This is a genomic window from Lactobacillus sp. ESL0228 (assembly GCF_003692825.1).
GTDB lineage: Bacteria > Bacillota > Bacilli > Lactobacillales > Lactobacillaceae > Lactobacillus.
The window spans coordinates 1-26178 of record NZ_REHJ01000009.1; the positions used below are offsets into that span (position 1 = coordinate 1).

The 26178-nt window shown below is 35.5% G+C and carries 26 protein-coding genes; 1 reads left to right on the plus strand and 25 read right to left on the minus strand.

Going from position 1 to position 26178, the window contains the following annotated elements; all coding sequences use genetic code 11:
• Window positions 1–172: 172 nt before the first annotated feature.
• From F5ESL0228_RS08250 to F5ESL0228_RS06185, 16 genes are all read right to left on the minus strand, one after another.
• On the minus strand, window positions 173–463 hold the full coding sequence (locus tag F5ESL0228_RS08250; protein ID WP_147441046.1) for a hypothetical protein: 291 nt from the start codon (window positions 461–463) through the stop codon (window positions 173–175).
• A 398-nt stretch (window positions 464–861) separates the two neighbouring features.
• Window positions 862–2220, minus strand: coding sequence for a DEAD/DEAH box helicase (locus tag F5ESL0228_RS06115; protein WP_122023223.1), 1359 nt, complete (start codon window positions 2218–2220; stop codon window positions 862–864).
• Window positions 2213–3169, minus strand: a complete 957-nt coding sequence (locus F5ESL0228_RS06120; RefSeq protein WP_122018613.1) for a bifunctional oligoribonuclease/PAP phosphatase NrnA — start codon at window positions 3167–3169, stop codon at window positions 2213–2215. Before F5ESL0228_RS06120 ends, F5ESL0228_RS06115 begins: the two co-directional genes overlap by 8 nt.
• Before the next feature lie 55 nt (window positions 3170–3224).
• Window positions 3225–4355: a DNA polymerase IV gene (gene dinB, locus F5ESL0228_RS06125; protein ID WP_122018751.1), complete on the minus strand. Its 1131-nt coding sequence runs from the start codon at window positions 4353–4355 to the stop codon at window positions 3225–3227.
• Complete coding sequence (zwf, locus tag F5ESL0228_RS06130; protein WP_122018615.1) at window positions 4348–5796, minus strand: glucose-6-phosphate dehydrogenase; 1449 nt, start codon at window positions 5794–5796, stop codon at window positions 4348–4350. Before zwf ends, dinB begins: the two co-directional genes overlap by 8 nt.
• Before the next feature lie 132 nt (window positions 5797–5928).
• Entirely contained in the window at window positions 5929–6351 is a 423-nt protein-coding gene (gene yajC, locus F5ESL0228_RS06135) for a preprotein translocase subunit YajC (RefSeq protein ID WP_122018617.1), read from the minus strand.
• Window positions 6352–6416: 65 nt separating this feature from the next.
• Complete coding sequence (gene ruvB, locus F5ESL0228_RS06140) at window positions 6417–7430, minus strand: Holliday junction branch migration DNA helicase RuvB (RefSeq protein ID WP_122018619.1); 1014 nt, start codon at window positions 7428–7430, stop codon at window positions 6417–6419.
• Window positions 7431–7474: 44 nt separating this feature from the next.
• A complete protein-coding gene (gene ruvA, locus F5ESL0228_RS06145) occupies window positions 7475–8059 on the minus strand; it encodes a Holliday junction branch migration protein RuvA (protein ID WP_122018621.1) in 585 nt (194 codons plus the stop codon).
• 3 nt (window positions 8060–8062) lie between these two features.
• A complete protein-coding gene (mutL, locus tag F5ESL0228_RS06150; RefSeq protein ID WP_122018623.1) occupies window positions 8063–9946 on the minus strand; it encodes a DNA mismatch repair endonuclease MutL in 1884 nt (627 codons plus the stop codon).
• Between the two features lie 2 nt (window positions 9947–9948).
• Window positions 9949–12531 (minus strand): DNA mismatch repair protein MutS, encoded by a 2583-nt coding sequence (mutS, locus tag F5ESL0228_RS06155; protein ID WP_122023242.1) that lies wholly within the window; start codon window positions 12529–12531, stop codon window positions 9949–9951.
• 155 nt (window positions 12532–12686) lie between these two features.
• Window positions 12687–13334: a pyroglutamyl-peptidase I gene (gene pcp / locus F5ESL0228_RS06160; protein WP_122018625.1), complete on the minus strand. Its 648-nt coding sequence runs from the start codon at window positions 13332–13334 to the stop codon at window positions 12687–12689.
• A gap of 21 nt (window positions 13335–13355) precedes the next feature.
• Entirely contained in the window at window positions 13356–14279 is a 924-nt protein-coding gene (locus F5ESL0228_RS06165; protein ID WP_122018627.1) for a DUF979 domain-containing protein, read from the minus strand.
• On the minus strand, window positions 14280–14942 hold the full coding sequence (locus F5ESL0228_RS06170) for a DUF969 domain-containing protein (protein WP_122018630.1): 663 nt from the start codon (window positions 14940–14942) through the stop codon (window positions 14280–14282).
• A gap of 157 nt (window positions 14943–15099) precedes the next feature.
• The gene (gene groL / locus F5ESL0228_RS06175; RefSeq protein ID WP_122018632.1) at window positions 15100–16731 is read right to left on the minus strand and encodes a chaperonin GroEL; all 1632 of its coding nucleotides are present in this window, start codon (window positions 16729–16731) and stop codon (window positions 15100–15102) included.
• A 16-nt stretch (window positions 16732–16747) separates the two neighbouring features.
• A complete protein-coding gene (gene groES, locus F5ESL0228_RS06180) occupies window positions 16748–17032 on the minus strand; it encodes a co-chaperone GroES (protein ID WP_122018634.1) in 285 nt (94 codons plus the stop codon).
• 174 nt (window positions 17033–17206) lie between these two features.
• Window positions 17207–17851 carry a redox-sensing transcriptional repressor Rex gene (locus F5ESL0228_RS06185; protein WP_122018636.1) on the minus strand — a complete coding sequence of 215 codons (645 nt, stop codon included), beginning with the start codon at window positions 17849–17851 and terminating at the stop codon, window positions 17207–17209.
• 281 nt (window positions 17852–18132) lie between these two features.
• On the opposite strand from F5ESL0228_RS06185, the gene F5ESL0228_RS06190 reads away from it, so the two are divergent.
• On the plus strand, window positions 18133–20043 hold the full coding sequence (locus F5ESL0228_RS06190) for an ABC-F family ATP-binding cassette domain-containing protein (protein ID WP_122023224.1): 1911 nt from the start codon (window positions 18133–18135) through the stop codon (window positions 20041–20043).
• 48 nt (window positions 20044–20091) lie between these two features.
• Here the strand turns inward: F5ESL0228_RS06190 and tsaD are convergent, their stop codons facing one another.
• The 9 genes from tsaD to F5ESL0228_RS06240 all read right to left on the minus strand — a co-directional run bounded on the left by tsaD (window position 20092) and on the right by F5ESL0228_RS06240 (window position 26176).
• Complete coding sequence (gene tsaD, locus F5ESL0228_RS06195; protein WP_122023225.1) at window positions 20092–21141, minus strand: tRNA (adenosine(37)-N6)-threonylcarbamoyltransferase complex transferase subunit TsaD; 1050 nt, start codon at window positions 21139–21141, stop codon at window positions 20092–20094.
• Complete coding sequence (locus F5ESL0228_RS06200) at window positions 21134–21499, minus strand: N-acetyltransferase (RefSeq protein ID WP_122018642.1); 366 nt, start codon at window positions 21497–21499, stop codon at window positions 21134–21136. The genes tsaD and F5ESL0228_RS06200 overlap by 8 nt, the downstream gene beginning before the upstream one ends.
• A gap of 189 nt (window positions 21500–21688) precedes the next feature.
• Window positions 21689–22429: a tRNA (adenosine(37)-N6)-threonylcarbamoyltransferase complex dimerization subunit type 1 TsaB gene (gene tsaB, locus F5ESL0228_RS06210; RefSeq protein WP_122023226.1), complete on the minus strand. Its 741-nt coding sequence runs from the start codon at window positions 22427–22429 to the stop codon at window positions 21689–21691.
• A 29-nt stretch (window positions 22430–22458) separates the two neighbouring features.
• Window positions 22459–22977: a folate family ECF transporter S component gene (locus F5ESL0228_RS06215; protein WP_122018648.1), complete on the minus strand. Its 519-nt coding sequence runs from the start codon at window positions 22975–22977 to the stop codon at window positions 22459–22461.
• A 54-nt stretch (window positions 22978–23031) separates the two neighbouring features.
• On the minus strand, window positions 23032–23769 hold the full coding sequence (locus F5ESL0228_RS06220) for an acyl-[acyl-carrier-protein] thioesterase (RefSeq protein ID WP_122018651.1): 738 nt from the start codon (window positions 23767–23769) through the stop codon (window positions 23032–23034).
• A gap of 9 nt (window positions 23770–23778) precedes the next feature.
• A complete protein-coding gene (rsmI, locus tag F5ESL0228_RS06225) occupies window positions 23779–24633 on the minus strand; it encodes a 16S rRNA (cytidine(1402)-2'-O)-methyltransferase (RefSeq protein WP_122023227.1) in 855 nt (284 codons plus the stop codon).
• Window positions 24634–24645: 12 nt separating this feature from the next.
• Entirely contained in the window at window positions 24646–24981 is a 336-nt protein-coding gene (gene yabA / locus F5ESL0228_RS06230) for a DNA replication initiation control protein YabA (protein ID WP_122018755.1), read from the minus strand.
• Window positions 24982–25001: 20 nt separating this feature from the next.
• A complete protein-coding gene (locus F5ESL0228_RS06235) occupies window positions 25002–25853 on the minus strand; it encodes a DNA polymerase III subunit (protein ID WP_122023228.1) in 852 nt (283 codons plus the stop codon).
• Window positions 25853–26176 carry a cyclic-di-AMP receptor gene (locus F5ESL0228_RS06240; protein ID WP_122018657.1) on the minus strand — a complete coding sequence of 108 codons (324 nt, stop codon included), beginning with the start codon at window positions 26174–26176 and terminating at the stop codon, window positions 25853–25855. Before F5ESL0228_RS06240 ends, F5ESL0228_RS06235 begins: the two co-directional genes overlap by 1 nt.
• Between the last annotated feature and the right edge of the window lie 2 nt (window positions 26177–26178).

Here is a 26178-nt window from a genome sequence, read left to right on the forward strand (position 1 = left end):
ATCAGCTTTCCTTTGTCAAGCTTTTCTTTCAAATGTTTTTTGTCCTCTTCGCTTCTGTCTCTTTGACTTTCGCCCGACGACAGTTATTTATATTAGCAACCTTTTTCTTCTTTTGCAAGCTTTTTTTGAAAAAAATAATTTTATTCAATTTTAGTTTAAATGAGTATTGAACTTAGAACTGTTTTGTTGGCTCTTCAACCTGTTTTAGCAGCAGATATATACACTGATAAATATCACGAATATCATTTTTACATTCATTTAAGACCCAGTTCAAAACAATTGCATAAATGCCATTTGAAACTAATTCGATTTTTCTAACTGAAAATGCTCCTCTTGGTCGCATATAAAGTTCAATTGCATGCGCTAATTCTTTATTTAAAACCTGATAAAATTCTCGCAAATCTTTTGCAATTGTTAGCATGTTTAAGTAGAAAAATTTATTCTCGCGAATTTTTATGAGCATTCTATAAAACATCTTTCCAATACTTTCGTTTTTGGTAGAACGCAAAGTTCTCCTTATCTCGATTATCATTACCGATAAAAATAGATCACTAATATTTCGATAGTACTGATAAAATACTCCCCGGTTAATACTTGCAGCTTGACAGAATTCTAATACGGTATATTTATGCACGATTTGCTCTGATAAACACTGCTTTAGAATTTTTTCCGCCCTAATTGTCAACAATTTTAATTCACCTCTTAATTAAATTCTGATAAATAAAATATAACAGTTATATCGCTTTCAAACAATAAAAAATACCAAAAAAACAATTATTTTAATTAACAATATATAAATATAAGGTTATTAATTTATAAGAAAAAAAACAAAACTGAAGATTTCAGTTTTGTTTTAAGTATTTATTTTCGATCACGCCGCTTTTTTCGTTGCGCTTTTTCTTTACGCATTTTATGACGTTGCTCAATTTTATTTTTCTGCGCTTTATCCTGCTGAATTGCCCGCTTTATTTTCTTTTTATATCCTGGCTTACGTTTCTTTTTTGTTTTTTTAACAAAACCTTTCATATTCGGATCAAGGGTATGACTAGAAAATTTGACAGTATCTCGACGGTGATAATGTTTACGCAAAACCAATTCTCCGTTTTTGATTTCAACAAAATCAAAGTGGATTCCCATTTGTTCTAACGAAGTAATCCGTGTCATTTCTTCTTCACGAATTAGTGTTACAGCATGACCTGTCATTTTATTACGCCCAGTTCTGCCAATGCGATGAACTACAAATTCCAAATTTCGTGGAATCTCATAGTTAACAACCAGACTAACCCCATCAATATCTAATCCGCGAGCGGCTAAATCTGTTGCAACAACGTATTGATACTGGCCATTTTCTACTTCACGTAAAGTTCGCTTACGTTCACGTTCAGTTATTCCACCGTGAATTTTAGCAACCTTTAATCCTTCTTCTTGTAAATACTGTGTTAATTCATCAACGTTCTGTTTCGTATTAGCAAATATTAAGGCCAAATATGGTTGTCCCATAGTCAATAATTGATATAAAAGCCGCTTACGACTTTTACTACCAATATCAATTAAGTCATTTTTAACCGTAGGCGAAATAACTAACGGATTGTCTATTACAATTTGTTCTGGTTTCGCCATGTACTTGCGCAAAAAATTAGATAATTTAACTGGAATTGTAGCAGAAAAGGCGGCTAGTGTCGTATTTTTAGGAAGCCTTTGAATAATAAAGTCAATATCACTTAGAAAACCCATATCCAGAGTCATATCAGCTTCGTCAATGATTAAATCTTTGACATAATCTAAGTATAAAATCTTTTTCTCAACAAAATCGTGCAAACGACCTGGGGTAGCAATTACAACTTGTGGCTTTTGGTTATTCAACTTTTTAAGTTGCCGTTCTCGGTCACTGCCACCTACCAAGTTAGCAATTGAAATCTGTAAATTAGCAGCATCCCGCAACTGACGTGCTACTTGATACAATTGCTCCGCTAATTCTCGACTCGGTGCTGTCAAAATAGCTTGAGTATAGTGCGTTTCAGAAGCAATATCATTTAAAACAGGTATTAGAAAAGAATGCGTCTTTCCTGAACCAGTCACAGCTTGAACGACAGCATTTTTATGAGCTAAAAGAATGGGAATTACTTTTTCCTGTACTTTAGTTGGTTCAGTAAAATCAATTTTGGTTAAGCCAGTTCTTATAGCTGGTTTAAGTTGTTCATCTTTAAAAATATTATTCATGCGATTTTTGATATTCCTTAGTTACTTGTACCAATTCAGCAAAGATTTGTTCAACTTCTACTAAATTTTTTGCATTGGCGCCACTGGCAAGAGCATGGCCACCACCATTATGTTTAGCGGCAAGGCCATTAATTATTGGCCCCTTTGAACGATAATGCACTCTAAACGTTCCGTCTGACTTTTCAACAAAAACATTCCAAGCAAGAATGTCTTTAATTCGACCTGGGGTTGATACAGTGCACGATGCTTCTTCAGAATCAACCCCAAGTTTTGACAACTTTTCTTGTGTTAAGATTGCATATGCTGCTCCACTTGGATCGACTTTCATATGTTCCAAGACTTCTGCCTGCAGCTTTGCCTGAGCAAAAGTAACGTCACTAATATTGCGGGCAATTTCATTAATATTGATTCCAGTTTGCGCCAATTTAGCCGCTACAAAAAAAGTATGCTTAGAGGTTTCAGGATACATAAAGCGTCCCGTATCTCCCACAATGCCAGCATATAATGGGTATGCTACTTCCTTAGTTAATGGAAGATGCTTTTCAATAATAAAATCTGCAACAATTTGCGAAGCCGCTGGTGCCTCATCATCAACATAGCTTAAATCAGCATATGGCTCAACATCTGGATGATGATCAATTTTAATTAAAAAGTCCCCTTGACTATATAGTTTATTTGCAATTCGTGCTGTATTAGCCGTATCAGTTGTAATAACCAATGCACCTTGATAATCTGATGACTTGACTTGATCCATCTGATTAATCCATTCCAAATCACCTTCGTCATTTTCACCAGCACACAGGATACGTTTCTCAGGAAATTGGAGACGTAATGACCGAGCTAGTCCCGCTTGAGAACCCAATGCATCAGGATCTGGACTTGTATGGCGATGAAAAATGATTGTTGAATATTGTTCTATTTTTTCGTATATTTGCGAAAAGGTATTCATTAATTTTCTCCTTCAAATTTTTTAAAATTCTTTATTAGTTTAACAAAAAAGAGCTTCAATCAGAAAAGAGCTTCAGATCTATATTAGTAAATTCGGCTTCTGCAAAATCGGTTGCAGTTACTCCCAGTAACCTAATACCATCGCTCAAAAATTGAGCAGAAACTGTTTCAAACAAATATCTTGCAGCCTCATAAATTTCAAGCGAAGAGTTAGTTGCATGGCTTAATTTTCGTCTTTTAGTGATCGTTTCAAAAGCATTATTACGAATTTTGATAACAATTGTTTTGGCAAATAAGTTATGCTCTTGTAGTTTATCAGCTAACATACTTACGTACTTGCGGATATTGGTTAAAGCCAATTGTTCATCGTAAACACAAGGCTCATAAGTTCGTTCAATTCCAATTGACTTACGCATATGCTCATCATCTGGAATAACACGAGATAAATCTATTCCATTAGCATGCTCAGCCATAATATAACCCATCCGGTTAAAATGCTTGAGTAGGCTACGAACGCTCATTTGTTGTAATTCTCTTCCTGTATACACACCCAATTTTGCAAGTTTAAGTTGTGTTTTTGGACCAATACCATGAAATTTATTTATCTTTTGTTGAGCAATAAATTCTAGGGCTTCATTTGGCAAAATAGCAGTCCTACCAAAAGGTTTAGCATATTCTGAACCCATTTTGGCTAAAAATTTATTATAACTTACCCCAAATGAACAATTGAGCCCAACTTCTTGATAAATTCGGGTCTGTAACTGAAGCGCAATTTTTACACCAGAAGTTATTCCTAATTTATTTGTTGTAACATCTAAATACGCCTCATCTAAGGCAATTGATTGAACAGTATCTGTAATATCATGCATTATTTCATGAATTTCGGATGAAACTTGGCGATATTTAGAAAAATTTGGCGGTAAAAAGACTATTTTTTCTGCAGGGATTAATCGTAATGCCTTAATTGAAGACATCGCAGAATGAACACCAAATTTACGTGCGCAATAATTAGCAGTTGCCACTACCCCATGGCCATTATTTTGACGTGGATCCTGTCCAATTATTAAGGCTTTGTTTTTTAAATCCGGATTATCACGGGTCTCAACTGCAGCGTAAAAAGCATCCATATCAATATGAATAATTTTTCGACTCGTATCATTACGCGGAAGTAGGTCATAATTATTCATAAATCCAATGTTCGATAGCCGATTCAAAGATCTGGTCTGCTTCTTTTGGTCCCATTCTGTACGGTATATATTGGACCGGAGTTTGCCCATTATCATTATCTTTTTGCCAAGCTGCCTCGATAGCATCAATAAATTTCCAATAATTTTTCAATTCACTCCAATGAGTAAAATTGGTTGAATCATTAACAAAGACATCGTGCAACAACCGCTCATAACCATCTGGTATTTTGTCTTGCTCTTCTTGAGAAAATAGATAACTTAAATTTTCACGCCGAATTCCCGGCTGGCTAATTTTTTTACCATTAATCGTAATATAAATTTTCATATCAGGATCAACAACAATCGAAATATTATTAGAATGAGCCTGCCCGTATAAATTGGACATATGCTTTAAAACAATATCAATTTGTGTTTTCTTTTCACGCATTTCCTTACCAGTCCTAAAGTAAATTGGCATTCCTGCTAAAGGTCCTTGTTCAAATTTTACTTCGCCAGCAACAAAAGTTTCAGTCTTTGAGTTGGTGTCAACATTAGGCTCTTCACGATAGCCAAAAGTCATATCACTACCAAGATACTGGCCACGTACAAAATGCTGATCAATCTCTTCTTTAGAAGGAACAATCAAACTTTCAAGAAGCTTTTGTTTTGCCGCATGAATACTTTGAGCAGTTAAATCTTTAGGTTCAGGCATAGCCAAAAGCGTGATAATTTGAAAAATATGATTTTGAACCATATCACGAAGAGCTCCTGAAGTATCATAATAACCGCCTCGTGCTTCAACTCCAAGACGTTCTGACAAAGTTATTTGAATATTCTTAATCGTGTCTTTATTCCAGACATTTTTAATTAACGGATTGGTTAAGCGCATTGGCAAAATATTCTGAATCATTTCTTTACCAAGATAATGATCAATTCTAAAAATATCATCTTCATCAAATGAAGCGGTGATTTGCCGGTTAAGTTCTTCAGCAGAAACCAAATCATGACCAAAAGGCTTTTCCACCACAATTCGATTAAACCCAGTACTCGTTAAATTTTGATCATTAATGTGTTCGGCGATTGTTCCAAAAAAGTGTGGTGCCATTGCCATGTAAAATATCCGGTTACCCTGAGCACTATAACGTGCATCAAGATCCTCAGCCAAATTTTTCAAAGTTTCATAATGCTCAATATTAGTTACATCATGAGATTGATAATAAAAATGACTAGCGAAAGCGGCTAAATCATTTTCATCTACACTGTCATGTGTTTCATGAATAGCATCAACAACTTGTTCTTGTAAATATTTATGCGACCACGGTCGCCGAGCCGTTCCGATCACCGCAAAATTGTCATGGATCAAGTTCTGCTCATATAAATTAAATAATGCTGGATAGAGTTTCCTATGTGCTAAATCACCACTACCACCAAAAATAATCATAACAACTGGAATGTTTTTCATAAGAGTTCCTCTCAATTACTTACTTTGTATTAACTTTATTCTATAATAATTTATTTGCAAACTTTAGTTTTTAGCAATTGGTTATTAAATTCTCTTAAAAGAAAAAGTGCCCGATAGGCACTTTATTTATTATTATTTTTCCGAAGTCGAATCATTATTTTCACTAGAATTTTCTTCTTTTGCTGTTTTAACCGGTTGATTTTCGGTAGCATCTTCTGCCGGTTTCTCAAGTGTCTTAGTAGTTGTACCATTATCTTTCATTGGTATAATCTGTTGAACAGCCATTCGACTAAAGGTTAAATAAATTCCATCGGCATCAACTATTACAGTCTTATCTTCGGTATTAACAGAATCAATCTTACCATGCAAACCATCAATCAGGATAACATTATCCCCTTTTTTCAACTGATTCATCATTTCGGCTTTTTTCTGTTGTTGCTTTTTTTGCGGCTTAATCATCATAAAATAAGTTAAAGCAATAATTAAAACAAACGTAATAATAATCATCATATTATTACTACCACCATTATTAGCTGCTAAAAATAAAGTATTCATGTTTACACCCCATCATTTTCAAATTAACAATCACTTAATTATACAGAAAATAAGTCAGATTTGCACTATTCATGTGGGATTGGCAATCCCAACTGCAAATATGCCTTTTCCGTAACCATTCGACCGCGCGGCGTCATTATTAAAAAGCCATGTTGCAACAGATATGGCTCGTATAATGACTGTATTGTCTCAAAATCTTCTCCTGTATTAGCAGCCAATGTCCGAATACCTACCGGACCACCTTGATAATTTTCAATAATTACCCGTAAAATCTTCCGATCTGTCTGGTCAAGACCTTCATCATCTACTTGAAGTTGCTGCAATGTGTTTTTAGTTGTTGCGAAAGAAATTATTTTTTCTCCCTTGACCTGAGCAAAATCTCGCACTCGTTTAAGTAGTCGATTAGCTATCCGCGGTGTTCCTCGTGAACGACGAGCTAGTTCATGTGCTGCTTCTGGTTCAATTTTAATATTAAAGACATTACTAGAACGCAAAACAATTTTTTGCAATTCATCAGCGCTATAGTACTGCAAATGTTCAACAATTCCAAAACGATCACGTAAAGGTGCAGATAATTGCCCTGCTAGTGTCGTTGCACCTACTAAAGTAAACGGTGGCAAGGGAACATGAACCGCATGGGTAGTTTGACCTTCACCAATCACAATATCTACATAATAGTCTTCCATTGCTGAGTACAAAACTTCCTCGATCGGCTTTGCTAACCGATGAATTTCATCAATAAATAAGATATCGCCCGGATTAAGATCAGTCAGCAAGGCAACCAAGTCACCAGCCTTTTCAATTGCAGGACCACTTGTACTTTTAAGATGAACCCCTAACTCATTAGCAATAACGAAAGCTAATGTCGTTTTCCCAAGACCTGGTGGTCCATAAAGCAGAACATGGTCAAGCGATTCATCCCGCTTTTTAGCCGCTTCAATATAAACCGCCAATTCCTTTTTAACTCGCTGTTGTCCCAAATATTCACTCAACTTTTGCGGTCTTAGCGAAAATTCTGTCTGCTGTTCCTGCGTTCCTTGAATTTTACCCGAAACAATTTGATCTTCCTTATCTGCCACCGGTCTCACTTCCCTTTTAACACACTTTTTTATTATAGCAATAATCAACGCTTTAATAGAAGCGCCAAGCCTTTTTTGATATATTGATCAGCAGTTGTCTCAGCTAAATCATCTAATTTTGGCGCAATTCGATCAACTTCCTTTTTCGTGTAGCCTAAAGCTAGTAATGCTAGCAGTGCATCATTTAACTCTGGTGAAACATTTTGACCTATAGGTTTATTGACCTGCTGTACATAATCACCTAATTTTCCTTTTAAATCAAGGACGATTTGAGAAGCGGTTTTTTTACCCACACCTGGAAAGCGTGTCAAATATTTGACTTCTCCTTGCTCAATTGCTTCTGCTAAAGAATTACTATCCTCTGCCGCCATAATTGCTAAAGCTGATTTGGGACCAATACCACTAACACTCAATAATTTCAAAAATAAACCCTTGTCTTCTTCTGTTCGAAAGCCATAAAGCGTTATAGCCGTATCACGCACACTTTGTTCAATGAAGATTTTAGCTTTTTGACCTTCTTGATATTCAAGAGGTGTCGGACTATATACTTTATACCCAATACCATTAACTTCAATGACAAGGTAGTTAGGCTTAGTAACAGTAATGATGCCTATTAAATACTCATACATTAATTATTCATCCTTTTTAAACATTTTGCGTAATTCATTTTTTCGTAAACGAATAAGAACAACATTACCTTTAGCATCGTGGTACGGATCCTCTATTTTCCGTAATTTAGTCAAAATATCCTTACATTCTAGATTACTTAACTGCTCTTTGCCTACAACAACTTGTTGAGCTTGATTTGCTGCAATTCGGTCGATTAATTTAGTTGAATTATTTTGATCAACATTTAAGTAGTAATCAAGAATTGTGCGTATTTCCTTTTCCGAATCATCCTGTAACCAGGTCGGAGTTGTACGCAAAATAAAAGTATTTTGACCAAAATCTTCTAAAAAAATTCCTATTTTTTTTATTTCCGTTAGTTTAGAACTTATTTGAATAAATTCTAAATTACCAAAATTTAGAATTAATGGTGTCAGCAAAGTTTGTTGAGCAATCTTTTGTTTTACAAGTGCACTCTTAATTTTCTCAAAGCATAACAATCGCCTTGCTGCCACCTGGTCAATCAAATATAAATCTCCCTTGTTACTGGCAATAAGATAGGTGCCAGCTTTTCCTACGAATTCTAAGTTAGGTAGACTATTAGTTAGAACGTCATCTCCAGTTGAGGTAAGTTTTTCAGTAATCACTCGCTTAGAAAAGGGTCGTAACCGTTTTTGAATAGCCACATTTTGGGACCAGCTTTTAGAAATTACATAATAATCATCTTCACGTGGAATACTTAGATCAACATAGTGCATCACTTGTGGAGATTTAATTGTTAGTGGCTGACTTTCTTGCACCTCATCCTCAATTTGGGACCTACGCTTAGTTTCAACTACATCTTTATTTAAATCAAACTTTAATTGATCAATTAAAGTTTCAGTTTTAACAGAAGATAAATTACCAAGCCCATCTGCTTGAGCATCTTTTTGCAAAAGCACTTTACTAATAGTACTTGTAATTAGTCGACTTAATTGTGTCTCTTTTGATAACCGCACTTCTCGCTTTGTTGGATGAACATTCACATCTACTAGAAATGGATCAACCACTATTTTAATTACTGCAATTGGATAGTGCCTATCTGTCAAGTTAGCACCATAGCCACTCATTACCGCCTTAGCTAATTGATAATTATTAATATACCGACCATTAAGTAAAATCGAAATGAAATTACGCGTTGAACGGGTTAATTCTGGTTTAGAAATAAGTCCAGAAATTGTAAAATCTTGGTCACTCCCCTTGATTAACAACATCTTTTCAGCAATTTCTCGACCATAAACACTTGCAACAGTTTGTTTAAGAACCTTGTTACCCGCAGTTTTAAGTAAAATACGTTTTTCGCTTTTTAATGTTAGAGCTATTTGAGGGTAACCTAGAGCAATTCGATTAATAATATCAACAATTTTCATGATTTCAGTTCTAGGACTACGTAAGTATTTTAACCGAGCCGGTGTGTTATAAAACAAATCGCTAACAGTAATTCGGGTACCTAAAGGTGCTGCAGCATCTTCTTGAGTTTTTTTAATACCAGCATCAAATACGGCCCGTTTGCCCACCATATTTTCGGTTTTTGTTAATACTTCAACATGGCTAACTGCTGCAATCGAAGCTAAGGCTTCTCCACGAAAACCAAGTGTATCAACATTAAACAGATCATGTTCATTTTCAATTTTACTTGTTGCATGCCTTGTAAATGCCAAATCAAGTTGGTTACCAGCAATTCCTGTTCCATTATCTTGAACTACAATCTTCTTTAGTCCAGCATCTAAAAATTCTATTTGGATACGATCACTACCAGCATCAATCGAATTTTCAACTAATTCTTTAACAACACTTGCTGGTCTCTCAATAACTTCACCAGCGGCAATTTGATTAGCTAAATTCTCAGATAACTCATGAATTTCTGCCATAATTAGTCTTCATCCTTCAAGTCTTCCTGCCAATTTTTAACAAGTTGCATTACTTCTAGCGGTGTTTTATCATTCAAATAAAGATTAGCAATTTCATGTAAAATTTCTTGTTTTTTATTAGGCAATTGTTTTTCACTGCTAGATATATCTGGATCATAATTTAAAGATGGATCAGTTGGGGTGATTTTAAATAATTCCAACTGCTTTGCACTAGAATCCAAGCCACTACCCTGTTCTTCTAAATGTTGTAACAATTCTTGTGCTTTATGCAAAACTTTATGTGGTAATCCTGCAAGTTGAGCAACGTGGATTCCATAACTTTGATCAGCAGGTCCGGGTAAAATTTGGTGAAGAAAAATCAATTTACCATTTTCTTGAGCTGCACCAACATGGATATTTTTTAAATGTGGTAATGTTTGTGCCATAGCAGTTAACTCATGAAAATGTGTCGCAAATAAAACTTTTGCTCCTACTTCATCATGTAAGTACTGTACAATTGCGCCCGCTAAGGCCATTCCATCATAGGTTGCTGTTCCTCGTCCAATTTCATCAAATAAAACAAGACTACGTTTAGTTGCATGCTGAAGTGCATCGTTGGCTTCAGTCATTTCAACCATAAACGTACTTTGTCCTGAAATCAAATCATCTGCAGCACCAATGCGAGTGAAAATTTGATCAAATATTGGCAATTCTGCTTTTTCAGCTGGAACAAAAGAACCTATTTGTGCCATCACTGCAATTAATGCCATCTGTCTCATATAAGTGCTTTTACCAGACATATTAGGACCAGTAATCAAAAAGATATCGGTTCCTTTATCTAATTTAACATCATTAGGAATGTAAGCATCCGTTCTCATTACCTTTTCAACAACTGGATGACGTCCTAATTTAATTTCAATATCTTGAGAATTACTATGAAAGTGTGGCCGACAATAATTATTTTCTTCAGCAATCTGAGCAAAAGAACAAAAAACATCTAAAGCAGCAATTTGGCTTGCTAATGACTGTAATGCCGAAATATATTTCTTAACTTCCTCACGTAATTTGACAAACAAGTCGTATTCCAAATCGGTAGACTTAGTCTGTGCCTCAAGAATCAAATTTTCATGCTCTTTTAGTTCAGGTGTGATATAGCGTTCGGCATTCGCCAGCGTTTGTTTACGTGTATAGCGATCAAGCGGTACCTTATTTTTATTAGAGTTAGTGATTTGTATATAATATCCAAAAACCTTATTATACCCGACCTTAAGATTTTCAATTCCAGTTTTCTTACGCTCACTTTTTTCCATTTCAGTTAGCCACTTTTTACCGTTATTCATTGCATCACGATAGCGATCCAGCTGTTGATCAACACCTGATTTAATCAAACCACCTTCTGTTGTTAGTACTGGTGGCTGATCGACTAAAGTCGCGGTAATTAATTTCGCTACTCCCTTTAATGGATCAATTTTTTGGGCAAATTGTTGTAAAGATTTGCTATTAGACTTAGCCAAAGTAGTAAGAATAGTTGGTACTGCTTCAAGTGAATGGGCTAATTGCAGAAGTTCTCGCGCATTTACATTACCAAAGGCAATACGTCCACTCAAGCGTTCTAAGTCATATACTCCCTTTAACGCGTCAATCACGTTTTCTCGAATAAAATATTCATCTAATAGCGACTGCACCATTTCTTGACGCTTATTAAGCTGTTCAACTGAAAGAAGTGGTCTTGCTAACCACTGTTTGAGTAACCGTCCACCCATTGCTGTATGGGTTTTATCAAGTACCCAGAATAATGAACCCATTTTTTTACCAGTTTTAGCAGAAACAGTTAATTCAAGATTATCGCGTACAGTGTGTGACATTTGCAAATATTGGCTCACTTCATAGCTTTGAGCTACCTGCAAATGCGATAAACTACGGCGTTGGGTTTGCAATAAGTATTTCACTAATTGCTCAACTGCTGCTTTTTCAGCAGGATCTGTTAGTTTCTGCTCCGCAAATGAGACTTCGGCATGTTGTTCTTTTACTTGTGCTGGCTCAGAGACAGTAATATTTGCCTTGTGCAAAAAGTCACTAGTTTGACTATTTAAATGGCCAGCATATACCATTTCCTTAGTCCTTAAAGTTAATAACTCATTTGAAACCGCAGCAAAACTTTTTAAGTGTGTAGCAAAAATTTCACCTGTAGATAAATCACTGTAGGCCAACCCAAAAGAATTTTGGGTACTGACAAGAGACGTTAAATAATTAGCATCCTTAGCATCACTTGGTTTGTCGTTCATCAATGTTCCTGGAGTCACCAACTGAATGATTCCCCGTTTTACCATTCCCTTAGCTTGTTTGGGATCTTCTAGCTGCTCACAAAGGGCTACCTTGTAACCTTTTTCCACAAGCGTATCAACATACGAATTCACTGCCACATGTGGCACACCAGCCATAGGAATTGGATGAGCTGACTTATTGGAACGATGAGTCAGAGTTAATTCTAAGATTTGAGCCCCCTTAACAGCATCATCTTCAAACAATTCATAAAAATCACCGACGCGATAAAATAGAAAAGCATCGGGATATTGCTTCTTGATTTCATAATATTGCTCCATCATCGGAGTGGTATTTGCGTTAGCCATTTATACCTCTTCTTCTGTTTCATTACTGTTACCTATTATACGCTAATCGAGAATACAAAAGAAAAAAGACCGTAAGTAAACGATCTTTTTATAATTTTAAGCTTAGCCTCCATGTACAATGCTTAGCTTAATCAGGCAATATGCCCTTCAATTGTCCTAATATCCTCTTTACCATCCATTTGAACAATTGCCTTAATTGCTGCTGTGATTCCGCGAACATCATCTTTTAAACTTAAACTTGGAGTTTCTGGTAAAGCCACAACCTGCTCTGGTAAATAGGGAATATGCATAAAGCCAGCTTTAAGCTGTGGAAATTCCTTATCAATCATGTACTGAACTTGATACATAATATGATTGCAAACAAAAGTACCAGCTGTTGTAGAAACATAACTTGGAATACCAACACTCCGAATTTCACGTACCATAGCTTTAACAGGTAATTGGGTAAAGTAGGCATTTTTACCGTTTGCCTGAATTGGCATAGCAATTGGTTGATAGCCTTTATTATCAGCAATTCGACCGTCATCAAAATTAATCGCAACCCGCTCAGGAGTTAAGCCGTATCGTCCTCCTGCCTGACCAATATTCAAAACATAATCTGGATCTTCTTCAACAATTGCGTCATGCACGACTTTAGCACATTCATTAAAGATTGTCGGTATCTCAAGTTTTACAATTTTCGCATCAGCAATTTTATCATCCAAACGTTTAACAGCCTCAATAGCAGGATTGATTTTATCAGTACCAAATGGATCAAAACCTGTAACTAAAATTTTCATTGTTCTCTCCTCAATTAATCACTAAAATGCTAGAAAATACATCAAAATAATTTGAATGATTAACATACTAATTGCAATTGGCAATTGCTGCTTAATTACTCCTAATTGATCTTTCATTTCCATTAAAGCAACTGGTAAAGTGTTAAAATTAGCCGCCATTGGAGTTACCAAAGTTCCACAATAGCCAGAAGTCATCCCTAAAGCTGCAACCACTACTGGCGAACCACCTTGAGCAACAACAAAAGGAATTCCAATTCCAGCCGTAATCACAGCGAATGCAGCAAATGCATTACCCATTATTGCTGTAAATATAGCCATTGCCACGCAGTAAAGACAAACTCCTAACAAATGATTACCAATTGGGAATAAACCTGAGATCGCTTTAGCAGTAGTTTCGCCCACTCCTGAAGCGGTAAAGACAACCCCAAGTGTTGCTAATAATTGTGGCAAAATCCCAGCAGAGCCTACTGAACGAACCATTCGCTGAGAATCCTCATAAGCAGTTTTAACATCTGACTTAGTTAGTATCATCGCCACAATTAATGACACAATTGCAGCGATTCCAATGCCAACTTGACCTCCTAAGTTTGTATATTGTGCAATTGCTAAGGCTAAGATCGCAAGCAAAATGCTTGGCAGAAAAATCCAATTGCCGATTCGTTTTACAGTATCAGCCGCAACTTTTTCGTTAAGCTCTTTAATATGACCAACACGAACTTGCTTAAATAATGAAAGCAAAGCGATGAAGATAATTAATCCACCACTCACTTCACTTGGTAACCATTGACCAAGGCAAAAGAGAACAGCAAACAAAAACCAAAATAAGCCTGTACCCCAGCGCACTTGATTTGTTTGATCACGCCACGATTCTATTGCTGCTGCCAAAAAGAACAGACCAATTAAAATATAGAAAGCCAATAAAAGATTGTTAATCAATGTTACCATTTATTTCTCCTTCTTTATTTTTTGATCAAACATGTGATTATAGAATAAGCACAAGAGATAACAAATTACAGCAACAGGAATCGTATATAATACAACTCCCGATGGCGTAATCGGATGCCCCAACGATTTCATTGTACTAGAAATCAAGAGAACACTTGAAGACGCCACAAATAAGTTTTGAGCAAAAAAGTTACCAAAATTTTCATTAGCTGCAGCTCTTGCCTTAATCTGATCAATCTCTAGTTCTGTTAATTCATGATTTACCTTACCAGCAGCTTGTGCCATAGGATTAATCAAAGGTGCAATAAACTGAACATGTCCTTGCAATGTGATACCAAAGATGCATGCAATTTCTCTTATTGCCAAATAAATATCGAATATTCGACCTGGGGTTAAATTTTTCATTTTTTGAATTAAATTGACAGCTGCTTTCTTAAGACCATGTCTTTCCAATATACCAATTGTTGGCAATGTTAAGAAAAAGAGTGAGACCATACGGTTATCCATAAACCCTTTTCCTAAAATCCGCAAGAACGAAACAAAATCAATTCCGGAAACCAAGGCAGTTACTAGAGCAGCGATTACGACCACACCCACTGTATCTAGTCCAATAGCAAATCCCAGTACAATTACTAGAACACCAATTAAATTTAAAAATTCCATCAAATTCCCTTTCATTAAAAAATAATATTAATTTAAAATACTAATATTATTATTTTTTGTCAAATTAGGTCTTGTTCTGGTTATCATTAGCTACTTCAAAAAAAAAAGAACTGCTCACTTCAAATGAACAGTCTTTTTAAAGATAAGCATATTTAAATTACATCATACCAGGAGCACCAGCACCAGCTGCGGCATTTGGATCAACTGCTGGCTTATCTTCAGGAATTTCGGCTACTACTGCTTCAGTAGTCAACAGTAAAGCAGCAATTGAAGCTGCATTTTGTAAAGCAGTACGAGTTACCTTGGTTGGGTCAATAATTCCGGCCTCAACCATGTTTTCCCAGTTACCGTCAGCTGCATTATAGCCTACTTCCATCTCTTGACTTTCAAGTTTGTTCAAAATGACAGAACCATCTTCACCAGCATTTTCAGCAATTTGACGAACTGGAGCAGTCAAAGCACGAAGAACAATATTAATACCAGTTTGTTCGTCAGCATTATCACCTTTCAAATCTTTAACTGCACCCTTAACATCTACTAAAGCAGTACCACCACCGGCAACATAGCCTTCGTCAACAGCAGCACGTGTTGAGTTCAAGGCATCTTCAATTCGGTATCTGCGTTCCTTTAATTCGGTTTCAGTAGCAGCACCAACGTGAATAACAGCTACACCACCAGTTAATTTAGCAAGGCGTTCTTGTAATTTTTGTTTGTCAAAGTCAGAAGTTGTTTCAGCAATTTGCTTTCTAATTGAATCTTCACGATCCTTAATTGCCTCATCTGAACCAGAACCATCAACAATAGTAGTTGAATCTTTGGTTATAGTAATGCGACGAGCTTGACCTAATTGTTCAAGCTTAGTGTCCTTTAATTCAAGACCAAGGTCTTCTGTAATCACTGTACCGCCAGTTAAAGCTGCGATGTCTTGCAATTGTTCTTTACGACGATCACCGAAGCCAGGAGCCTTAACAGCAACAACATTGAAAGTACCACGAATCTTGTTCAAAACAAGCGTTGGTAAAGCTTCTCCGGAAACATCATCAGCAATAATCAATAATGACTTACCTTGTTGAACGATTTCTTGTAATAGCGGCAAAATATCTTGAATGTTAGAAATCTTCTTATCGGTAATTAAAACGTAAGGATTATCCAAATCAGCTTCCATCTTATCGTTGTCAGTTACCATGTATTGTGACAAATATCCACGGTCGAATTGCATTCCTTCAACTACTGATAATTCGGTTTCAATTCCACGAGAATCTTCAATAGTAATAACACCATCATTACCAACTTTTTCCATAGCGTCAGCAATTAAATCACCTACTTCTTTTGAGGCAGATGAAACGGCAGCAACTTGAGCGATCTGTTCTTTAGAAGAAACAGTATGACTAATCTTATGTAATTCGTCAACAACTGCTTTAGTAGCTTTTTCAATTCCTCGACGAACTCCAACTGGATTTGCACCAGCAGTTACGTTCTTCATTCCTTCACGAATAATGGCTTGAGTCAAAACAACTGCAGTTGTAGTACCATCACCAGCAATATCATTGGTCTTTTGAGCAGCTTCTGCTACCAATTTTGCACCCATGTTTTCATAGTGATCTTTGAGTTCAATTGCCTTTGCAATTGTTACTCCATCATTAGTAATGTCAGGGTTACCATATGATTGCTCTAAAACAATGTTTCTTCCTTTTGGACCAATCGTTGCCTTAACTGTATCAGCTAATTTATCAACACCCTTTAATAAGGAACGTCTTGCATTTTCTGAAAATTTAATATCTTTTGCCATTTTATCCACCCCTTAATTACTTAACAATTGCTAAAATATCTTTTTCATGAAGGACTAAGTATTTTTCGCCTTCATACTTAACGTCAGTTCCAGAATACTTGTCGTATAAAACAATGTTACCTTTAGTTACAGTCATTGGAATCTTGTTACCATTTTCGGCATAACTACCTTCGCCTACGGCAACAACTTCGCCTTCAGTTGGTTTTTGTTTAGCGTTAGAAGCAAGGACGATTCCGCCTACAGTTTTTTCTTCTTCTTCTTTAACTTTTACGATCACGCGATCACCTATTGGTTGTAACACGTTTGTCCCTCCTAAATTTTAATTAAAATCATTATTAGCCGTTAGCACTCTTATCAACCAAGTGCTAACTTACAAATATGATAATAACTCCTTTACAAATAAATTGCAAGAAAAAATTAGCACTTTACGTAAAAAAGTGCTAATTTCTTATAGATTAGAATGCCTCTCTAACTTTTAATTTGTTTGCTTATTCTTATCGCTATCAAGGAAATAAATTAAAGTTTGTAACTCTGTTGCTAAATCAACATTTTGAATTCTGATTCCACTTGGAGCAGACAAACGAATTGGAGTAAAATTCATAATTCCCTTAATACCTGCTTCAACCATTTCATCGGCTGTTTTTTGTGCAGTTGTGGAAGGAACCGTTAAAATAGCGATCGTTATTTGTTGGTCACTTAATTGCTTCTGTAATTCATCCATTCGATACACTGGTACTCCACTTAATATCTTACCTGTGATTTTTTCATCAATATCAAAAGCGCACGAAATTCGGATATTATTACTACGTTTAAAATTGTAGTTAAGTAAAGCATGACCAAGATTACCCACTCCAACCAAGGCTACATTGGTTAACGTATCTTGATTCAAAATTTTCTTAAAAAAAGATAGTAAGCTTTTCACATCATAACCATAACCACGTTTACCTAGAGCACCAAAATACGAAAAATCGCGTCTAATTGATGCACTATCAACTTGAACCGCTTCGGATAACTCAGTTGATGAAACTTTTTCTTTCCCCGCTTCATTTAAAATTATTAAATATCGATAATAAAGCGGCAGTCTTTTAGCTGTCGCTGTGGGAATTTTGATCTTTTCCATAAAAAGCCTCCAACTTTATTATTTCTTGCACCTGTTTTGTGAATTAATCATCAATTAATATTATTTTACCTATAAATTTGCTTAAGTTGCAAATATTTTTTTCACAATGTACCAAATTTTAACACAACAAAGACAACTTTACTATGCGAATATAAGTAATTAACACAAATTTTTGTTATTTTTGTTTTATTACTTATAAAAAAGTTGTAAATTTTAAAAGTCATTTTTGCAGTCCACTGTATCTGCTTTTCATATGCTAAAATAGACTTTAGGTGAAAAATATGATAATAGCACAAGGACACAATTTAGAAAAACAATTTGGTGCCAACACTTTATTTAGCAATGTTAATTTTTCAATTGACGCAAATGCGCGAATTGGTTTAGTAGGCCCAAATGGTGTGGGAAAAACCACCCTTCTTAAAATAATGATGGGCAAAGAAGAACCAACTCATGGCGAATTTATCATTAATAAGGAGATTGAAGTTGGCTACATTGCACAAGAAAATAGTTTAAACGAAGATAAAACCATCTGGGATGAAATGCTTAGTGTTTTTACTTCATTAATTAATATGGAAACTCAAATTCAAAAATTACAGCAAAAAATTGCTGAACATCCGCAAGATAAAAAATTGCTAAAAAATTATGATCAGCTGCAATTTGATTTTGAACAACAAGGTGGCTATACCTTTCAAGCAGAGATCAAAACTGTTTTAAATGGGTTCAATTTCCCACAAGCAACATGGGCAAAAATTATCGGCAGTCTTTCTGGGGGTGAAAAAACCCGTTTAGCTTTAGTTAAATTACTCTTACATAAGCCACCACTATTACTACTCGATGAGCCAACTAACTATTTAGACCTAAACACGCTAGATTGGCTAGAAGCATTTCTTAAAGGATACAATGGTGCAATTTTAGTGGTTTCACATGACCAGTACTTTCTGGATCATTTGACCAATAAAATCTTTGAATTACAATTTGGAAAATTAACAACCTTCAAAGGTAATTACTCTGATTACGTAAAGCAGCGTCAATTAAGGGATCGTCAGCAAGAAGAAGCATACGAAAAACAACAAGAAAAAATCAAAAAAGACGAAGAATTTATCCAAAAAAATATCGTCAGGGCTACAACTACTAAAAGAGCCCAGAGCAGGCGTAAGCAACTCGAAAAAATTGATCGCATTACTCCACCAAAACATAAAAATAAAGTCAAAATTAATTTCAAAAGTGATCATCCCTCTGGTAAAGAGGTTTTGATTTTGCGCGATTTAACAATTGGTTATCCTGATAAAATTATGGTAAATAATATTAATCTACAAGTTAACAAAGGGGATCGAGTTGCAGTTATCGGACCTAACGGAATTGGTAAATCTACTTTACTTAAAACTATTATGAAAAAATTACAACCTAAAATGGGTACTATTAAATATGGTGCATCGCTTGATATCGGTTATTATGATCAAGAATTACAATTACTTGATTCTAGTAAAACTGTGCTTGATACTATTTGGGATCGTCACAAAATGATGCCAGAACGGGATGTTAGGTCAGTATTAGCTAGTTTTCTGTTTACAGCAAAAGATATTGATAAAACTGTCGGGCAACTCTCTGGTGGGCAAAAAGCAAGATTAACCCTAACCGTTTTGTCTCTAGAACATAATAATTTTTTATTGATGGATGAGCCAACTAACCATCTAGATTTAGAAGCCAAAGAAGTACTTGAACAGGCTTTACAAAAGTTCGATGGTACCTTACTATTTGTCTCTCACGACCGCTACTTTATTAATCAATTATCTAATAAAATTGTTGAAGTTAACCAGCAACACGCGACGGTCTATGAGGGTGACTACACTTATTATTTAGATAAAAAAAATAACCAACTTAGCACCACAAAAATTGTTCCTAAGCTAGACAATGAAGACGCACAAAAAGCCACTAAATTATCTTACCAGGAACAAAAAATTAAAGACTCACAAAAGCGTAAGCTACAGCGACAGGTTGAAGAAATTGAAGTTGAAATTGATAATTTAGAAAGACAACAGAAAACAATTCAGAGCGAAATGGCTGATCCGCTAATTGCAACTGACTTTAGCAAACTTGGACCTTTACAAGAAGACTTATCAGCAATTCAAACTGAACTAACTAAAACGAATGAGAAATGGGAAAATATCATGATCGAGCTTGACAACTTTTAACGTTAATATTAAAAAAAGTTGACTTCTTTAATAAAGAGGTCAACTTTTTTAATACAAAATTTTATCAGCATAAGGTAATTCAAGTGAGGGATTCGCATTCAGAGTTAAGTCAGCAAATTTACCTTCATTATACAAATTATAAGCTGCAGCACCAATCATTGCAGCATTATCACCACATAATTTTAATTCTGGCAAAATAACTTTTGGTTTCAAACCTATAGATAAATTTTCAATTTCTTGTTCCATTCGCTCACGCAAGCCTTGGTTAGCGGCTACTCCGCCACCCATAATAAAGGTCTTAGGTTGATATTCTTTAATTGCTCTAATTGTTTTAGTAGCTAAAACATCCACCACAGCTGTTTGAAAACTAGCCGCTAAGTCATACTTATTTAATTCTTGATGAATTTGATCAGCATGATGACAGGTATTGATAAATGCACTTTTCAGACCAGAAAAAGAAAAGTCGTAGTTGTCATCTTCCATCATAGCCCGTGGAAAGTTAAATGTATCTTGTCCTTCATGTGCCCATTTATCAATTGTCTTTCCAGCTGGATAATTCACTCCTAGAACACGCCCAATTTTATCATAAGCTTCACCAGCAGCATCATCGCGTGTATCTCCAACAATTTCAAAATGAGTTGGATCTTGAAGTAAAACAATTTCTGTATGACCACCAGAAACCTGCAAAGCAAGAGCAGGATAGTCAATTTCAGAAGTTAATTGTGCAGCCATTATATGTCCCATTATATGATCGACGCCAATCAAGGGAATCCCCGTTGCCATTGAAGCAGCCTTAGCGGCACTGACCCCTATTAATAGCGCACCAACAAGTCCAGGACCATAAGTAACGGCAATTGCATCAATATCTTGCCAAGTCACATTTGCTTGAGTTAAGGCTTTAGCAGTTATCTGACTAATTACCTCAATGTGATGCCGACTAGCAACCTCAGGGACAACCCCACCAAACCGCTGGTGGCTTTTGATTTGCGTTGCTATAATCATACTTTCAACTTCTCGACCATTTTTGACAACAGCGGTTGATGTCTCATCACATGAACTTTCATAAGCCAAAATACGGATATCATTTTTACTATCCAAAATTTTTCCCTTTCTTTTGCTTTATTGGTAGATCTAATATCATATTCAAACCATCCTGGTGTACGTCCTGATAATAATCTGGTCGAACAAAATTAGTAACAAAACCGAATCGGCAATACAATTCTTGAGCTATCTTATTATCTTTTCTAACTTCCAAACTCAATCGTACACAATGCCATTTTTGCGCTAAATTAATAATTAATCGTAATAAATATGTACCTAAGCCCTGCTTTTGCCAAACAGGAGAAACTGCTAAATAGGTAATGTGACCTTTTTCCCCATTTAAATGAATTCCAACTACCGCAATTAGATTTGTCACGTCATAGACAACTATATATAGCGCAGTTTTTTCTGTAATTCATTTTGAAAATACTCTTTACTCCATGGTAAATAACCATAAACCTTAATTTCAAGTTCTAGTATTGCAAAAATATCGTCTAGCCTTGCCCGCCTAGCTTGTAATCGATGATTATTTAACATAAAAATACTATCATCAAAATAAAGTTTTGTTTTTGGCGGTATTAGCCGCGAAAAATTGATTAAAGAATCAAACTTCTTCCACATAACTATTATCCGAGCCAAAAGCTTTTCCGGTTTTCTTTTGCCAATCTACTTCGGCTTGCGTTCGCCGCAAGTAGCGTGGTAAAAGTTGATCAGGCGAAACTGGCTCTTCATCCATAGCCAATTTGCCAATCAACCCTGCATGAATTTGATTTTGAATATTTGTTCCATAACTAAAAGGTACAGTCAATTTGTTAATTAATTCTTCTTGCTTTTCAAACCCCGAACCGAGAAAAATCACCTTCGGTATTTTTTGAGCTTTTAAATATTGGTTAACTTGATCCAATAAAGCCGTAATGTAATAATGTCCATCTGCCAAAATATTCACCATATGACCATTTTGATTTAAATAAGCACCAGCAAAATAATTATCATTGCGTGCGTCAATACCTGTAACAATTAGTGTATCACTATCAGTACAACTTGCTGCCAAAGCTTTTAGAGTAGAAACTCCTACAACTTCTTTATGCAAAATGCTCGCAAACATTTTCATAGTAGTCACACCGATGCGTAAACCAGTATATGATCCTGGACCAATAGCAACTGCAAAACGATCAATATCTTTGAGTTTAAGATGATTACTTACTAAAATTTCATTAATCAAGGGATCAAGATGCTCACTATGATTGCGCTCATCTTGCTCATCTTTTTCAGCAACAACCATTTGATTTTCATTAAGAGCCACACTAAGCTGACTAGTGGCCGTTGACACACTTAAAATTTTCATCTTTAATTATTTTCACCTTTACTTAACAATTACCTTTTTATTTTAACACGCGAAATTGCCCGCAATACAAAATACGTGACAACCATTTGAATCCAAGGTGAAATGATTTCAAGCGGAATTCGCTGAATAAGTGCAGTCTTAAAATCAATACCATATAAAAAATGAAGCCAAAGGGTATTCATTGCTATATTTACAATAATAGTAACTAATAAAGTTGCCACAATAATTCGCCAAATACTTACCTGACTTTTATAAAAGAACAGCCCATAGATAAAAGGACCTATCATCGCACTCAATGTGAAGCCAATAAAAAAGCCACCTTGGTTGCCAAATAATGCTGAAGAAATAATATCTGCAATTCCACCACCAGCAGCTCCCCATATTGGACCAAACAAGTATCCTAATAAAACACTGCCAATGAATCCCAAACCTATATGTGCTATATTTGTACCTATTGTAAAGCGCCCAAGGATTACTTTGATTGCCACAATAAATCCTAATAAAATTAAGTCACGCAACTCAACTTTGAATACTTCCTTCGTCGTCATTTGCAGCACTTTCTTTCTTTAATTAAACTCGGCCTATAACCGTGCCTAATTATATTATAATTTGCGCCAAATTAGTTCACAAACGGCTTTATCTTTGCGCTCCTCATCAGCGATTGCATGATATGACTTGAGATTATTCTCATCATTAATTAAACTTGCCAACACTTGTGGGTTTTGTCCGTAGCGTACTTCTTGGTTGAATTTAATATCGATTGTTTGAATCATATTCTGTTTTAAAAAATCCCGATCAAGCGAATCAATAAACCAATTAAAATAATGACTATTAGTCATATGATGATTTGTATCTAAATCATCATAACGAACACGGTAATTACGATGCTCCTGATACTTTTGTTGCACACGAATTCTTGGAAAACGCGGCATTTTTTTCAAAAGAGGAACGCCAATTTTATCCATTAGGTCACTATCAGTAGATACCAATCTACGTTTATGTAAATCAAATAAAACCCATTCACTTTTCATCTTAACGATTTCTTTCCCAGAAGCATTATTTATCGCAAAATCTCGATATTCTAAGAAACGGTTATAGCCAACTGGATTAGTAATAATCGTTATCTGTTCATTAGGGTGAGGCAAATCAATAATTTCGGCATGATATTGTGTCACCACCCAACCAAGACCTCGCTCATTTAATGCAATTGTATCGGCAGCATCACCATTTAATTGATGTTCTGACGTACTCATCATTAAGTCGATCATTGCCTGCAATTTCAAATTTTCATTTTCATCACATTCATAAAAATTAACTTGATGTTTTTCACTATACTTCATTTTACGACCTTATTTCTGATGATATTGTTCATATAATTCATTTTTAGAAATTTCGTTCTCTTGGGCAACTTCCTTAATCGCCGATTTTTTACTCATTCCTTGAGATACTAAGTCATTAACCTGCGCAATTAATTGCGGCCATGACAGTTGCACTGAAACCTCATCGTTAGGAGAGACTAAAACGACAAATTCTCCTCTCGGACTATTCTCGGTAAAATATTCTGTCAATTCAGCCAATGTACCACGAACAAATTCTTCGTGTATTTTGGTTAATTCCCTTGCTGCAACAATTTTTCGGTCTGAAGAAATTTCAACTGCCATATTAACAAGTGTTTTACATAAGCGGTGAGGAGCTTCATAAAATATTGATGTCGCATGTGCGGTCGCCATCTGCTTAAAGTAAGGCAACTGTTCACTAATTTTACGTGGCAAAAAGCCATAATAGGTAAACGGCTGCGCATCAAAACCAGAAGCAATCAAAGCAGTGGTAAAGGCCGAAGCGCCAGGAAGCGGAACAACAGGAATATCATTTTCAATGCATTTTTGAACTAAAACATAACCAGGATCTGAAATAACGGGCATCCCTGCATCACTAATTTCAGCAATTACTGCCCCCTCCTGCATCAGTTTAATCAATTCTGGAGCCCGAGCCTTTGAATTATATTTGTGAAAAGACAACATATGATTATGAATACCGATTTTTTCAAGTAAAATCCCACTTGTCCTCGTATCTTCAGCCGCAATGTAATCAGCCATTTGTAAAATTTTTTTGGCCCGAATAGTGATATCTTCCAAATTACCAATTGGCGTTGGAACTAAATAAAGCTTGCCCCGTTCTTGATCATAACTTTTTTGTTGCTGCATTTTATCAGTCCTTTAGTGTGTTTTCTTTTTCTCGCCAAAATTATCGAGAATGTCTAAACAAAACATGCAATCCGAGCTAGGATCTCGATGGGAACCATAATACATGTTACATATATGATAACCAGATGTATATATCTGCCTTAAAGATTCCAACCCGCTCTGGGTTTTAATTGAACCCGTATTAGCATTATTTAATTTATCCATTTTTTCTCGAAGAAGTTGATTTTCTACTTTTAATTCTGTATTTTCTTTAAGAGTATCCAAGATACTGTTTTCAAGGCTTTCAATTGTTTTAGTCATATTAACCATTGAATCATGCAGTTCTTGTAATTTTGAGTATGAATCCACCATCTAAACACCTACCTTTTTCATTGCAGAGCAAGATAATCCAGTAAGTTCCGAAAACTAACATTACTGTAGCGCATTTTATCAACCTCAAGTAAATACTTTAAAAATCTTGCTCCCATCTGCTGTTTATTATTAATTAAATCATTCTGAGCCATTTCCTTTAATAAAAATAGCAAATAATTTTGTTGCACATTAGTTTTAGCCATATCGGCTAACTGATGCGCGCTTATCATTGCTAAAGAATTATGTTCCAACAGTTCTTGATAAAAATATTTACAAGCTTGATCTAATGCTTGGGTATTACCTAATTCAGAAATTTCTTCATGACTAAAGCCATTTTCCAATAATCGTTCGTTTAAACCTAAATCATGTTCATCACTTGAAAAATTAACAATTTGGGTTCTTGAACGAATAGTTGGCAAAATTTGTGCCGAGTTATTAGTAATTAAAATTGTAACGACCGGAGCAATTGGTTCTTCTAGTAAGTTAAGCAATGCATTAGACGCAGATAACGTAAGCTTTTCAGCTTCATTAATAAAAAAGAAGCGGGTGTCACTTTGAACCGGACTCTTTGCTAACTCATCCTTTAAATATCTAATTTGGTCAATTCCAAGGCTTTGCTTATTTTCTGGAGTAACCAACAGAACATCTGGGTGATTACCTGAAATAATTTGTCGACAAGTTCGACAAGTTCCGTCTGGTTTATTTTTCCCAGTACAATTATAAAGACATGCCAACCAATATGAAGTATTTAGCGCCTGTTGTTCATTTATATCAAAAAACAAATAACTATGAGCTAATTTCTTTTGTTCAGTTGCTTTTTTTAAAAATATAGCCCGCTGTTCATCCTTATTTGTAATATCAACTTCCATCAGAATTTCTTAAACTCTTCTACCGGTATGACAAAGCATGTAGCCCCTCCTACTGTAATTTGAACAGGCTGCCGACTAACATCAAACCCGGTCATCATCATATTAGGGTTCATATACTCTTCGCGTGCCTTCGACTCTTCTTTAACGATACGTAAAACCTGCTTAACGTGCTGATCATCAATTCCAATCATAAAAGTTGTATTGCCCTCGCTTAAAAAGCTACCCGTTGTTGATAACTTAGTGGCAGGAACATTTGCTTTAACAAAAGCACGTTGTAATCTAGTGGCATCTTCTTTTTGTACAATTGCGATTATTAATTTCATTT